Raw genomic sequence first — 13,150 nt, 5'->3', positions numbered from 1 at the left:
GACGTTTCCTTCGAATGGCGACACGGTATTGTGCCAGTGTCTACCAGCTATTACCATGTTGCCGATACCGCAAGCCCCTGCATGCAGGGTGTACGGATGTACAATGTTCCTTCTTTACCAACTCTGTCGCATATTATTCATGATCAAACCTTTGCTGGCCGCTGTGCTCTGCGGCCTTGCCGCCATTGCCTCTGCAAACGCACCTGACGACAACTGGAACAAGCCGGTCGAGCCCTTCCAGATTTATGGCAACAGCTATTACGTCGGCGTGAGCAGCCTCAGTTCTGTGCTGGTGACGTCGCCGCAGGGCCATATCCTGCTGGACGGCGGCTACCCCGATTCGCCGCAACGCATCGCCGCCAGCATCCGCAAGCTGGGCTTCCGCATCCAGGACGTCAAGCTGATACTGAGCTCGCACGATCACATGGACCACGCCGGCGGCATCGCCGAACTGCAGCGCATGAGCGGTGCGACGGTGGTGGCCAGCCCACTGACGGCGGCGGACCTGAAGCGCGGCAGCATGGCCAAGGATGATCCGCAGTTCGTCGGCAGCACGCCATTTGCCAAGGTGCGCAAAGTGCGCACGGTGCGCGACGGCGAAGCCGTCAAGGTCGGGCCGCTGTCGTTGACCGCGATGTACACGCCCGGCCACACGGCGGGCGGCACCAGCTGGACGTGGAGCTCCTGCGAGCAAGACCGTTGCGCCAGCATCGTGTTCGCCGACAGCATCAACCCCATTTCCAGCGACGGCTACAACTTCAGCGCCCATCCGGAAGTACAGAAACAATATGAGCAAAGCTTTGCGGCGCTGGAGCAGGCGTCGTGCGACATCATCATCGCCGTGCATCCGGAATTCTCCGGCATGTGGGACAAGCTGAAAAGCGGCAAACCGCACCCCTTGCTGGATGGCGGCGACGGCTGCAAAGCCTACGCCAAACAATCGCGCGACAATCTCAGTCTGCGTTTGGCCAAGGAGGCGGGCAAATGATCGTGGATTTCGATGTGGCCTTTGACGGCCATGTGCTGAAGGGCGACCAGTACGTCGGCGATGGCGTCAGCCGGCTACTGTACTTGCACGGCGCCGGCACCGGCAGCCGTCGCGGCCATGACCTGCTGCGCAACGCCTTGCAGCAGCGCGGCATCGGCAGCACCAGCTTCGATTGCATCGGCCATGGCGACACCGGCGGCACGCTGGCGCAATCGTCGGTGGCAAGCCGCACGCGCCAGGCGCAGGCGGTGGCCGCAGCGCGCGGCTTGCCGGAGCCGTTGGCGGTGTTCGGCGCCAGCATGGGCGCCTACAACGCCATCCGCCTCACGCAAAGTCATCGTGTCGATGCACTGGTGCTGATCGTCCCCGGCGTCTACACGCCGTCCGCGTACGAAGTGCCGTTCGGGCCGGAGTTCTCGGCCGTGATACGGCGCGAGCGCAGCTGGGCCGACAGCGATGCCTGGGACATCCTGTCGCGCTTCGAAGGCCGCCTGCTGGTGATCGCCGCCGAGCACGACGCCACGATCCCGAGGGAGATCCCGGAGCGCCTGGTGGCCGCCGCGACGCGCGCGCAATCGAGCCGGCTGCACGTGGTGCAGGGCGCCGAACATAATCGCCTGTGGTCACTGCTGGCGGAAGACCCGGCCAGCTTCGACGCCGCCGTCGATATGGTGGCCGACACGCTTAAGTAAGATCAAGCCGCTTCCGGGCAAGTCGTTCTATTGTCGAGAGAATTCGTTTGAAAGACGCGCTCGGATAGGATAATTTGATCATGATACGTTCCTTTGCCAGCAAGGATACGGAGTTGCTATTTTTTTAGCCGATCGGCTCCGCGTTTCAAAAACACCGAGCGAGTAGCGTTGAGAAAACTACGGTTGATTGACGCCGCTTGTTCCCTGGATGATTTACGTGCTTTACCAGGAAAGCGACTGGAAACTTTGAGGGGGAGTCGGGATGGTCACCATAGCATCAGAATAAATAGCCAGTGGCGTGTTTGCTTTCGCTGGGCCGGCGCCGACGTTTATGACGTCGAAATCGTAGACTATCACTAGGAGATTCAAATGAGCGCACAGCTTCATGAAATCCATCCGGGAGAGATACTGAGGGAGGAGTTTATGGCACCCTTGGGCTTGTCGGAAGCCGAGCTGGCTTTAGCACTTGGAGCACCACTTGCGGAACTCGGTGCCCTGATCGCTGAGACTGGACCGATGACGCAGAATCTTGCCCTGTCGTTAGCGGTCTATTTCAAAACCAGCGTGCAGTTCTGGCTGAACCTACAAACCGCATACGATGCGGGCATGAGGGCGGATGGCGGAAGGCAGTAGGAGTCGAACTTACAGGGGAGCGTCTGACGCCCCCCACCGGGTTTGAAGCCCGGCCCCATCACCGGATGAGTATGCCTTCCATGGGACTACTCGTCACTGTACGACCAGACCGCGTGGGGCCGTATCAAGTGGATGTTGCCCACGCGCCGAGTATAGCCGACGCGATCGAAGAACTCCAATATCTGTATGGCCCGCTTGCGACCCAGTCCGGTCGCGTCGCGGAATGCCGACGCCTGCACCTCGGGCAGCGACGCCACCAGCGCCGCCAGTTCGGCCAGCCGCTTTGGATGATAGAACAGATCCGGCACCAGCTGGCTGATCTCTCCCGTTTTGGATAGCTTGAGCAGCAAACGCCGCACTTCCGCTTCCGGCATGCCGTGGTCGCGCGACAGGTCGCGTACCCATGGCGGATCGTATGCGCCTTCCATGAGGGCGGCCAGCAGGGACTTGGCCTGCGCTTGTTCCTGCTCACTGAGTTCGACGCTGTGGCCGGGCAGGTGCAGGCTGCGGCCGCGCTGTCTCACCTGGCCTGCGACTATCAGCGTTTCGATCAACCGGCTCCACAACCGGTCTTCCATTTCCGGCGCGACGATGCGCTTGAGACGCCACAATTCGGGGCCGGCGTCGTCCGGCGCGCGCGCGTGGAATTCGGCCAGGCCATTCAGGATGCGCGCTTCCAGGGTTTGAACTTCGTCGGCGGCCAACAGCAGCTGGTCGCCGCCTTGCAGGAGGACCTTGATGGTATCCGGCGGCAGCGCGATTTGATCTGCAGGCAGCTGCGACAGGCGCACCAGGGTCGATATACGCAAGCCCAGTGGACTGCGGGCCAGCAGCGAGGCGACGTCGCCGTTGCTGACGAAATCGGATAGCGCCTGCAACCAGGCCAGCCGCGCTGCGCCGCGCCGCTTTCGTGCCGGGCCGAAGGGATCGAGCACCAAGCCGCCGCCGATGGTGGCGGTGGCCTGTGCGTTGCGGATCACGAAGCGGTCGCCGGGGACGGCATGCACCGGCGCGTCCAGCACCAGTTGCACGCGGCCGGTCTGGCCTGGCGCCAGCAGGTCGCCGTCCAGCATCACCACGTTGGCCGTATGGTGCGCCGCGCCCAGGTGCACGTGCAGCGGCGACCATGGCTTCAACGTCTGGCCGCAGTCCGGCGTGAGCGTCAATTCGGCGTCGATGCGTTCGGAACAGGCCGCGAGTGCAGGAGCGACTACCCAGCTGCCGCGCTGTATCTCTTCCTTCGCCACGCCGCTTAAATTCAACGCCAGTCGCTGGCCCGCGTGGCCGCTGTCGGCGCTGCGGTTCTGCGCGTGGATGCTGCGCACGCGCGCCTGCTGTACGCCCGGCGCCAGCTGAAGCGTATCGCCGATGTGGATGCTGCCCGCCAGCGCGGTGCCGGTGACGATGGTGCCCTGGCCGGTCAAGGTGAACACACGGTCCACGCCAAGCCTGAATAGGCGCCGTTCGTCGCTGGCCGGCAGCGCCGCTGCCATCTGCGCCAGATGGTGCAGCAAAGCCTGCACGCCGGGGTCTACGGGCGCGCTGGCGTTGGTGCGGAAGATCGGCGCGCCGGCAAAGTCGGTCGCCGCCAGCAGGGCCTTGATGTCCCGCTCCACCTGTTCCATGCGCGGTGTGTCGACACGGTCTATCTTGGTCAGCGCCACGGCGCCGCGCCGCACGCCCAGCAGGCGCAGGATGGCGAGGTGCTCCAGCGTCTGTGGCATGATGCCGTCGTCGGCGGCGATCACCAGCAGCGCGGCGTCGATGCCGGTGACGCCTGCGGCCATGGTGCGGATGAATTTTTCGTGGCCCGGCACGTCGATCACGCCGAGGATCTCATTGTTTTCCAACGGCGCGTAGGCGTAACCGAGTTCGATCGATATGCCGCGTTCCTTCTCTTCCTTCAGCCGGTCCGTGTCGACGCCGGTGAGCGCGCGCGTCAGTGTGGTCTTGCCGTGGTCGATGTGGCCTGCCGTACCGACGATCATACGGCCAGCAGCGCCAGTTGCTCGGTGAAGCGCTGGCGCTGGTGGTCGTCCAGGCAGCGCAGGTCCAGCCACAAGGCATCCTGCGCGACGCGGCCGATGACCGGCAGCGGCAAAGCGCGCAGCCGCTGTTCCAACACGCCCAACGCGTTGCTGATGCGTCCCGCCGCAGCGGCGCGTATCACCAGTCCATGGCTGGGCAACTGGTCGACGGGCAGGGCGCCGCTGCCGATCTGGCTCATCATCGGCTCGCTGCTGATTTCATAGCCTGCGCCCAGCGCCGCTTGCAGCTGCGGCAGCAGCGACTGCGCCAGCTCGCGCATGGCGGCGGCCGGGCGGGTCAGCAGCTTGAGTGTGGTCAGGCGTTCGGGCAACAGGTCCGGCGCGCGATACAGCGCGAGCACCGGCTCCAGCGCCGCCAGCGTCAGTTTGCCGACCCGCAGCGCGCGCTTGAGCGGATTCTTCTTGATCTGCGCGATCAAATCGGCGCGGCCGACGATGATGCCGCACTGCGGACCGCCCAGCAGCTTGTCGCCGCTGAAGGTGACCAGGTCGGCGCCGCCGGCGATGGTTTCGCGTACCGTGGTTTCGTGCGGCAGGCCGTATTGTTCCAGGTCGACCAGCGTGCCGCTGCCCAGGTCCACCGCCAGCGGTATGGCGTGCTGCTTCGCCAGCGGCGCCAGCTCCGGCAGCTCGACGCTCTTGGTGAAGCCAGTGATGGCGTAATTGCTGCAATGGACCTTCATCATCAGCGCGGTCTGCGGGCCGGCCGCTTCGGCGTAGTCCTTCAGGTGCGTGCGGTTGGTGCTACCCACTTCGCGCAGCACCGCGCCGGCGCGGGTCATGATGTCCGGGATGCGGAAGGCGCCGCCGATTTCCACCAACTCGCCGCGCGAGACGATGACCTCCTTGCCTTGCGCGATCGTGTTCAGCATCAGCAGCACGGCGGCCGCGTTGTTATTGACGATGGTGGCAGCTTCGGCGCCGGTCAGTTCCAGCAGCAGGTCTTCGATCAGGTTATCTCGGTCGCCGCGCTTGCCGGTGTCGATGTCCCATTCCAGGTTCATCGGCCAGCGCAGCGCCTCGGCCACGGCTTGCACCGCGCTGTCGGGCAGCAGGGCACGGCCAAGATTGGTGTGCAGGACGGTGCCGGTCAGGTTGAAGACGGGCCGCAGCGGCGAGCGGTTGCTGTCTCGCAGACGCTTGGCCAGCATCGCCAGCAGGGCCGGAATGTCGGTAGCGCTGGCCGCCGGCATGCCGTCACGGCGGCTGGCCAGCATCATGCTGCGCAGTTCGGCCAGCAGCATGCGGGCGGCTTCCAGCGTTTGCACGCGACCGTATTCGGCGATCAGCGGCGCGCAGGCGGCGTCCGACAGGATAAGGTGGACGGCGGGGAGCCGGATTGCGCCCACTGCGGTGTCGGTGCCCAGGTCTGCGGTGTCGCTGCTCATTCGGCGTTGAACCAAAGCAGGGGATTGCCGCTGGCGCGGGCGTAGCCGGCTTCGCCCACCAGCAGATCCAGCGCCAGGCTGGCCAGGTCGTCGGCCAGCGGCTCGACGTTGTAATCGTGTTCCTGGTTGAAGATCTTGCGGTAGGTACGGCAGTCGTCGCAGGTTTCGGCGCGCGCCACCTTGCTTGGGTCATTGGCCTTGTTGACGATTTCCGGCGCAGCGTCGGCCGCCTCGATGCTCTGGTAGGCGATACGCGCCGTATGTTCGCAGCACGAGCACTTGACCCGCACCATATGCCATTCGCTGGCGCAGCAGCTGCATTGCAGGTAGCGATAACCCTGCGATTGTCCGCCGATGCGGATCACGCTGGCCACCGGATGCGCGCCGCACACGGGGCACAGCGTGTTGGTCACCAGCGGCTGCACGCGCTGCGCGTCCAGCTGGCCGGCGCGCATGCTCCACATGACCTGCAACGCCGCCGCCACGAACGGCGCGTGCAGCGGATTCACGCCGTCGGTCAGCTCCGACAGCACCGCGTCGGCGCAGCCTTCCAGTTCCGCGCTGTCGAGCGAGCGCAGTTCGGCCAGTACGGTGGCGATCTGCGGCTGGCCTTCCGCCAGCGGATCGAGTTGATCGAGCAGGGCGTCGAACACCGCGCGCCACGACGGCGGCCGCGCGCCGCTGACCGGCAGCGGCGGCATATTGTGTTCGAGCGAGACGTCGATGTCGGCGGCGTCGGGCAGGGCGAACGCCTCTGCCGGAAGGGCCAGCGCCACGGCGGCCTGCGCGTCGACCAGCGCCGCCATCAGCAGCAGATAGCCGCGCAGCGTTTCGCCGACGGGGATACCTTTGATTTCATTTTTGGCAAGTTGGCGCAGGCGGGCGGCGCGCGTGGAGAACAGGCTGCGCGGCTGCGGCAGCAGCAGGCGCGGTATGGCGTTGTGATCGAGCGCTTCGATCTCGCCGGGTGCAAGCAGACGTTGTACCAAGATGTCTCCCAGATTGCCGGCGGCGACGGAGCCGCCGGCCCGGAGACTATTCTAATCCTAAATTGCTGAGCTAATCACGCGATTTTCGGGCGACTTCCTCGAACCAGCGCGGGTGATGTTTGCGCGCCCACCCATAGGTCACGGTGCCGCGCACCATCGCGCCGATCGAACCCTTCACCCACAGGCCGGCGTAGATGTGGACCACGATGGAGCAGATGATCACAAACGCGCAGAAGGCGTGCAACAGCGCGCCGAAGCGCACGATCTCTATCGGGAAGTAGACCGCGAAGTAGGCCCGCCAGATCACCACGCCCGACAGCAGCAGCCCGCACATGCAGAAGATCAGCACATAGAACAGCAGCTTCTGACCCGCGTTGTAGCGGCCCACCTTGGGCAACTTGTCTTCGCGGTTGTTGACCACATCGCCGATTTGATCCAGCCATTGTTTGTCGCCCGGCTCGAACTTGTTGTGATGCCAGAAGCGCATCACCAGCAGCGCGAACGACACGAACATCACCAGCCCGATAAACGGATGCAGGATGCGCGTCCACTGGCCGCCGCCCAGGAACACGGCCAGCCACGCCGTCGCCGGATGGAACATCGCCAGCCCGGACACCGCCAGCAGGATGAAGCAAATGGCCGTCACCCAGTGGTTGCTGCGCTCATTCGGCGTATAGCGCTCGATCAGCGGATTGCCGTCCTTGTCGCGATTTGGCGTGCTCATTTTTCGCTCTCCCGGATGCGGTTGGCCTCATGCAGCGCCTCGGCTTCCTCTTCCTTGCTGACCTCATTCGGACCGACGCGAGAATAGTGGAACCATCCAGCCAGCGCGGTGACGGCGATGCCGGCCAGCGCCAGGGGCTTGGTCAAGCCCTTCCACAGTCCGACCATCGGGCTGATGCTCGGATTCGCCTTCAGGCCGTGGTACAAGCCCGGTTGGTCCGCATGGTGCAGCACATACATCACGTGCGTGCCGCCGACGCCTGCCGGATCGTACAAGCCGGCGTTGGCGTAGCCGCGCGACTTCAGGTCCTCGATGCGCTCCGCCGCGTGCTCCTTCATGTCCTCCTTGGTGCCGAAGACGATGGCGCCGGTCGGACAGGTCTTGACGCAGGCCGGCTCCTGGCCCACCGCCACGCGGTCCGAACAGAGAGTGCACTTGTAGGCGCGGTCGTCTTTCTTGGAGATGCGCGGCACGTCGAACGGGCAGCCGGCCACGCAGTAGCCGCAGCCGATGCAGTTCTCCTGGTGGAAGTCGACGATGCCGTTGGTGTACTGGACGATGGCGCCCGGCGCGGGGCAGGCCTTCAGGCAGCCGGGGTCCTCGCAGTGCATGCAGCCGTCCTTGCGGATCAGCCATTCGAGGTTGCCGTCGTTGGTTTCGTGTTCCGAGAAGCGCATCACGGTCCACGATTGCGGCGTCAGGTCGATCGGATTGTCGTACACGCCGGTGGTTTCGCCGATGTCGTCGCGCAGGTCGTTCCATTCCATGCAGGCGGTCTGGCAAGCCTTGCAACCTATGCACTTCGAGACGTCGATTAACTTGGCGACGGTACCGGTGACCGGGGTGCGCGCCACCGGCTCCTGCACCGTCGTCGCCGACATGCGCTTGATATCAAGGGATTGTAGTGCCATGGTTATTCTCCTCGGGCCGTCATGCTTTTTCCACTTTCACCAGGAAGGACTTGAATTCCGGTGTCTGTGAATTGCCGTCACCAACCGTCGGCGTGAGGGTGTTGATCAGGTAGCCCGGTTTGGTGACTCCCTTGAACCCGAAGTGGATCGGCAGTCCGACCTGGTGGGTCTTCTTGCCGTCGATGATGAGCGCCTTGATACGCTTGGTCACCACGGCCTTGGCCACGATGTGCCCGCGCTTGGAGCTGACCTTGACGCGGTCGCCGTGCGCCACGCCAAGCTCCTTGCCCAGCTCCTCGCCGATCTCGACGAATTGCTCCGGCTGGATAATGGCGTTCAGGCGCGCATGCTTGGTCCAGTAGTGGAAGTGCTCCGTCAAACGGTAGCTGGTGGCCACGTGTGGGAACTCCGCCACCTTGCCCAATTTGGCCCGGTCGTTCGGGAACATGCGGGCGGCCGGATTGCTGGTGGCGCGCGCATTGGTCGGATGCAGCGGGTTGTGGCCGATCGGCGACTCGAACGGCTCGTAGTGCTCGGGGAAGGGGCCCTCGGCCATCGCATCGCGCGAGAAGAAGCGCGCCACGCCTTCGGCCAGCATGATGAAGGGTCCCATGCCGTTTTCCGGCGGCTCGTCCGCCTTGAAGTCGGGGACGTCGGCGCCGGCCCAGTTGGTGCCGTTCCAGCTCACCAGTTTGCGGGTCGGATCCCACGGTTTGCCTTTCGGGTCGCATGAGGCGCGGTTGTACAGGATGCGGCGGTTGGCCGGCCAGGCCCAAGCCCAGTTCAGCGTCTGGCCGATGCCGCTCGGGTCGGAGTTGTCACGCCGGCCCATCTGGTTGCCGGCTGCGGTCCAGCAGCCGGCGAAGATCCAGCAGCCGCAAGCCGTGCTGCCGTCGTCGCGCAGCTGCGCGAAGCCGGCCACCTGCTCGTTTTTCTTCAGGATGACCTTCGTCGGGTCCTTCGGATCGGTGAGCTCCTTGAGCGCCTTGCCGTTGTACTCCATCGCCAGTTCTTCCGGCGTTGGGCTGTATGGCTTGGCGTAGGGCCAGGTCAGGTTGACGATCGGATCGGGGAATTTGCCGCCGTCCGTCTGGTAGGCCTTTTTGATGCGCAGGAAGATGCCGGACATGATCTCCAGGTCGCTCCTGGTCTGACCCGGGCCGTCGGCTCCTTGCCAGTGCCATTGCAGCACGCGCGAGGAGCTCACCAGCGAGCCGCGTTCCTCGGCGAAGCAGGTGGTCGGCAGGCGGAACACCTCGGTCTGGATCTTGGTCGGATCGACCTGGTGGAACTCGCCGAACGGACGCCAGAACTCCGCCGTCTCCACGGCCAGCGGATCCATCACCACCAGGAACTTCAGCTTGGACAAGGCTTCCGTGATCTTCTGCTTGTCCGGCGCCGAGGCCAGGATGTTGAAGCCCTGGCAGATGTAGCCGTTCATCTTCCCTTGATGCATAAGCTCGAAGGCCTGCATCATGTCGTAGGGCTTGTCCAGCTTGGGCAGGTAGTCGAAGGCGTAGTTGTTCTCCTCCGTGGCGGCGTCGCCCCACCAGCACTTCATGAAGCTGACCAGGAACTTCTTGGCGTTGCTGTAGTAGCTGAGCTGATTCGGACGCAAAGGCTTCAGCGCGCGCTTGGCGGCGTAGGCTTCGAAGTCCTGCTCCGCTTCGCCGGGCAAGGTCAGGTAGCCGGGCAGCATATTGGTCAGCAGCCCCAGGTCTGTCAGGCCCTGGATGTTGGAGTGGCCGCGCAGCGCGTTCATGCCGCCGCCGGCGATGCCGATGTTCCCCAGCAGGAGCTGCACCATCGCACCGGTGCGCAGCGTTTCCGCGCCGGTGGAATGCTGCGTCCAGCCCAGCGCATACAGGATGGTGGCGGCACGGCCCGGAACAGCGGTCGACGCCAGCATCTCGGCGACCTTGTGGAATTTTTCCGATGGCACACCGCAGGCTTTCTCCACCATCTCCGGCGTGTAGCGTGAGTAGTGCTTCTTCATCAGCTGGTACACGCAGCGCGGGTGTTCGAGCGTGGCGTCGATCTTGGCGAAACCGTCGTCGCCCATCTCGTAGTTCCAGCTGCTCTTGTCGGTGTACTTGCCCACCTTTTCGTCCCAGCCCGAATACAGGCCGTCGTTAAAGGCGAAGTCCTCGCGGACGATGAAAGGCATGTCCGTGTAATTGCGGACGTACTCGTGCTGTATCTTGTCGTTCGTGAGCAGGTAGTTGATGATCCCGCCGAGGAAGACGATGTCCGCGCCGGTGCGGGTAGGGACGTAGTAGTCCGCCACCGAAGCGGTACGGGTAAAGCGCGGATCGACCACGATCAACTTGGCGCCGCGATGCGCCTTCGCTTCCGTGACCCATTTAAAGCCACAAGGGTGTGCTTCTGCCGCGTTACCGCCCATGACCAGGATGACATCAGCGTTCTTGATGTCCACCCAGTGATTCGTCATCGCACCACGTCCAAATGTCGAGGCAAGACCTGCCACCGTCGGACCGTGTCATACGCGTGCTTGATTGTCGAATGCCAGCATGCCCAGACTGCGCATGGTTTTATGGGTTAGGTAGCCTACCTCGTTGGTGCTCGCCGACGCGCACAGCATGCCGGTGGTGGTCCAGCGGTTGACGGTCTTGCCGTCCGCCGTCTTGTCGATGAAATTGGCGTCGCGATCGGCCTTCATCAACTTGGCGATGCGGGTCAGGGCGTCGTCCCAGGACATCTTGCTCCACTCGGTTGCACCGGGCGCGCGGTACTCGGGCACCATCAGGCGGTTTTCGGAGTGGATGAAATCGATGAGGCTCGCGCCTTTGGGACACAGCGTGCCGCGGTTGACCGGGTGGTCGGCATCGCCTTCGATGTGGATGATGCTGGCCTTGGCGTTCTTGGCGCCGTCGCCCAGGCCGTACATCAGAATTCCGCAGCCTACGGAGCAGTAGGGGCAAGTGTTACGGGTTTCGGTGCTGCGCGCCAGCTTGTACTGCCGGACTTCGGCCAGGGCCGATGCCGGCGCAAAGCCGAGGAGCGCGATGCTCGAACCTGCGATGGTCGCACTAGTCACCCGAAGGAACTGACGCCTGGTCATCTGATTCATGGGGTAAGCCTCTCATAATATGAAAAGACCTGCCAAGTCTATCACTATAAAAAAGGGAGTCTCGTAACGAATTGAATCGGATGTTGTGTTTTCGGCAGCTGCTGGCCCTTGAAGGTAGTGTAAATAACAAGCTTACATCATCGTCACTTCGGCATATAGCAGGCGCGTAGGCCGACGTAGTCGTAGTAATGGCTGGCCGGGTCGATCTTCGCGTGGTCGCAGCCGCGCTTGAAATCCATTTCCTTTTCGTTGTACAGCATGCGGACTAGCGCGCGGCCCTGGTCATTGGTGTAGACATCCCACTGGATGTTGGCCGCCATCGGCGCGACCGCGTGACCGCGCCAGCTGCTGGTACCGTAACTGTACGACACTGCGCGTGGCAGCTGTTCAGACATGCCGGGCAGGCCGAGGATGGCCGCCATCGGGATGACGATTTCGGCGTGGGCGAAGCGCAGCGCGGCGGCATGCGACAGATCGCCCCTGGCGATGGCGTCCACCTCGCCGAAGAAATCGTCCAGCAGTGTTTGCGCCATGCGGTAATTGACGTCGCCGTTCTCGCTGATACCGGGACCCTTGCTGTAGAAGGCGATGGCGTCCTCGGTGGCCGCGAACACCGCCGCCTGCTGCGCCGGCATGTAGCGGGTGAAGTCGGCTTTCAGCTCGGCCTTCATGTCGGCGGCGGCCGCGTACAGGTCGTAGAGGGCCTGTGCGGCATCAATGGTGGATTTAATGTCGGTGTCGCCATCGCCGGCCAGCTTGTTGGTGAACTGCTTGTCCGCGCTGGTGTAGCTATGGGTGCCGGTGTTGGCGGCGCTGTAGCGGCCCTGGTCCAGTCCTTCGATAAAGGCCGGCGTGAACAGGCGTTCCAGCACCGCCTTGGCGGCCGCTACCACCTGCGGCTGCCCCAGCACGGTGGCTTCGCGCGCGCGTAGCTCGTCGCTTTTGGCCCAGGCCTGGTATGCCTGGCTGGCCAGGTAAGTGGCGCGCAGCGGATCGCTGTCGTAGGCCACCAGGTCCTGCTTCGCACTTAGTTTGTGGAAGTAGAGCAGGAAGCGGTCGGTGCCTGCCGGACGGCTGTCGTGATTCGCTTCGGCGAGCGGCGCCAGTGATGGCGGGCGCACGATCAGCGCCTGCAGATTGGGCTGCTGAGCGACCAGCGATCCGGCGAAGTAATCGCCGCTGTCCACGGCGCGGTCCTTGCCGGAGGTGACAAGCAGGATCTGGCGAGGCTGTGGGCCCGAGGCCGCGTTGCGGAACAGTTGCGGCACGCGGTGGTACATGCGCTCGGCGAGCTGCTTGTGCTCCATCACACCCTGCATGGTCTCGTTGCCGTAACCCGGCTTGGTGATGCCGGGAACACCGTAGCCCAGAAGCGCGTTGGCCTTCATCATTTGCAGCAGGTCGTCGCCGAGGTGGGCGCCCAGCGGCGTCAAGGCTTTCTCCTTGCCGGCCAGCTGCCACAGGTTGTAGAGCGCCAGGTCGGTCTTCATGCTGCTCAAACCGCGCGACCCATGCCGCGCCAGCAACTGGGTGTAGACCGCGCGGTAGCCCTGCGGCGCGGCTTCGTAGCTGGCGCTGGCCTGCTGCGGTTGATACGGCGTCTTGGTTTGATAATACTGCTCGCCGACGGCGTTTAACATCAACAGGGACAGCGCGGCGCCTGCCGCAAGGCGTGATGGTTTCATG

11 protein-coding genes and 1 tRNA gene are annotated in these 13,150 nt (G+C 63.9%); 4 read left to right on the top strand and 8 right to left on the bottom strand.

Annotated features, from left to right (window positions below; all coding sequences use genetic code 11):
- Positions 1–139: 139 nt before the first annotated feature.
- The 4 genes from bla (at position 140) to AC07OK_RS02925 (ending at position 2,313) form a co-directional block, all read left to right on the top strand.
- On the top strand, positions 140–988 hold the full coding sequence (bla, locus tag AC07OK_RS02940; protein WP_494688876.1) for a subclass B3 metallo-beta-lactamase: 849 nt from the start codon (positions 140–142) through the stop codon (positions 986–988).
- The gene (locus AC07OK_RS02935) at positions 985–1,680 is read left to right on the top strand and encodes an alpha/beta hydrolase (protein WP_494688875.1); all 696 of its coding nucleotides are present in this window, start codon (positions 985–987) and stop codon (positions 1,678–1,680) included. Before bla ends, AC07OK_RS02935 begins: the two co-directional genes overlap by 4 nt.
- A gap of 93 nt (positions 1,681–1,773) precedes the next feature.
- On the top strand, positions 1,774–2,040 hold the full coding sequence (locus AC07OK_RS02930; RefSeq protein ID WP_494688874.1) for a type II toxin-antitoxin system RelE/ParE family toxin: 267 nt from the start codon (positions 1,774–1,776) through the stop codon (positions 2,038–2,040).
- 9 nt (positions 2,041–2,049) lie between these two features.
- Positions 2,050–2,313, top strand: coding sequence for a HigA family addiction module antitoxin (locus AC07OK_RS02925; RefSeq protein WP_494688873.1), 264 nt, complete (start codon positions 2,050–2,052; stop codon positions 2,311–2,313).
- Here the strand turns inward: AC07OK_RS02925 and AC07OK_RS02920 are convergent.
- The 8 genes from AC07OK_RS02920 to AC07OK_RS02885 all read right to left on the bottom strand — a co-directional run bounded on the left by AC07OK_RS02920 (position 2,298) and on the right by AC07OK_RS02885 (position 13,149).
- Positions 2,298–2,393 (bottom strand) — tRNA-Sec (locus AC07OK_RS02920). The genes AC07OK_RS02925 and AC07OK_RS02920 overlap by 16 nt on opposite strands.
- Before the next feature lie 6 nt (positions 2,394–2,399).
- A complete protein-coding gene (selB, locus tag AC07OK_RS02915) occupies positions 2,400–4,301 on the bottom strand; it encodes a selenocysteine-specific translation elongation factor (RefSeq protein WP_494688872.1) in 1,902 nt (633 codons plus the stop codon).
- Complete coding sequence (gene selA / locus AC07OK_RS02910) at positions 4,298–5,749, bottom strand: L-seryl-tRNA(Sec) selenium transferase (RefSeq protein WP_494688871.1); 1,452 nt, start codon at positions 5,747–5,749, stop codon at positions 4,298–4,300. The genes selB and selA overlap by 4 nt, the downstream gene beginning before the upstream one ends.
- Positions 5,746–6,738 carry a formate dehydrogenase accessory protein FdhE gene (fdhE, locus tag AC07OK_RS02905; RefSeq protein WP_494688870.1) on the bottom strand — a complete coding sequence of 331 codons (993 nt, stop codon included), beginning with the start codon at positions 6,736–6,738 and terminating at the stop codon, positions 5,746–5,748. The genes selA and fdhE overlap by 4 nt, the downstream gene beginning before the upstream one ends.
- A gap of 70 nt (positions 6,739–6,808) precedes the next feature.
- Complete coding sequence (locus AC07OK_RS02900) at positions 6,809–7,462, bottom strand: formate dehydrogenase subunit gamma (RefSeq protein WP_494688869.1); 654 nt, start codon at positions 7,460–7,462, stop codon at positions 6,809–6,811.
- Positions 7,459–8,373, bottom strand: a complete 915-nt coding sequence (gene fdxH, locus AC07OK_RS02895) for a formate dehydrogenase subunit beta (RefSeq protein WP_026334304.1) — start codon at positions 8,371–8,373, stop codon at positions 7,459–7,461. The genes AC07OK_RS02900 and fdxH overlap by 4 nt, the downstream gene beginning before the upstream one ends.
- A gap of 19 nt (positions 8,374–8,392) precedes the next feature.
- Positions 8,393–11,464: a formate dehydrogenase-N subunit alpha gene (gene fdnG / locus AC07OK_RS02890; RefSeq protein ID WP_494688868.1), complete on the bottom strand. Its 3,072-nt coding sequence runs from the start codon at positions 11,462–11,464 to the stop codon at positions 8,393–8,395.
- 143 nt (positions 11,465–11,607) lie between these two features.
- Complete coding sequence (locus AC07OK_RS02885; protein WP_494688867.1) at positions 11,608–13,149, bottom strand: histidine-type phosphatase; 1,542 nt, start codon at positions 13,147–13,149, stop codon at positions 11,608–11,610.
- Position 13,150: the final 1 nt, after the last annotated feature.

This window comes from Duganella sp. GW821-FHT07G03 (assembly GCF_059418605.1).
Note: the sequence above shows the minus strand (reverse complement) of the source record. Positions and strands in the feature narration are given on the sequence as shown.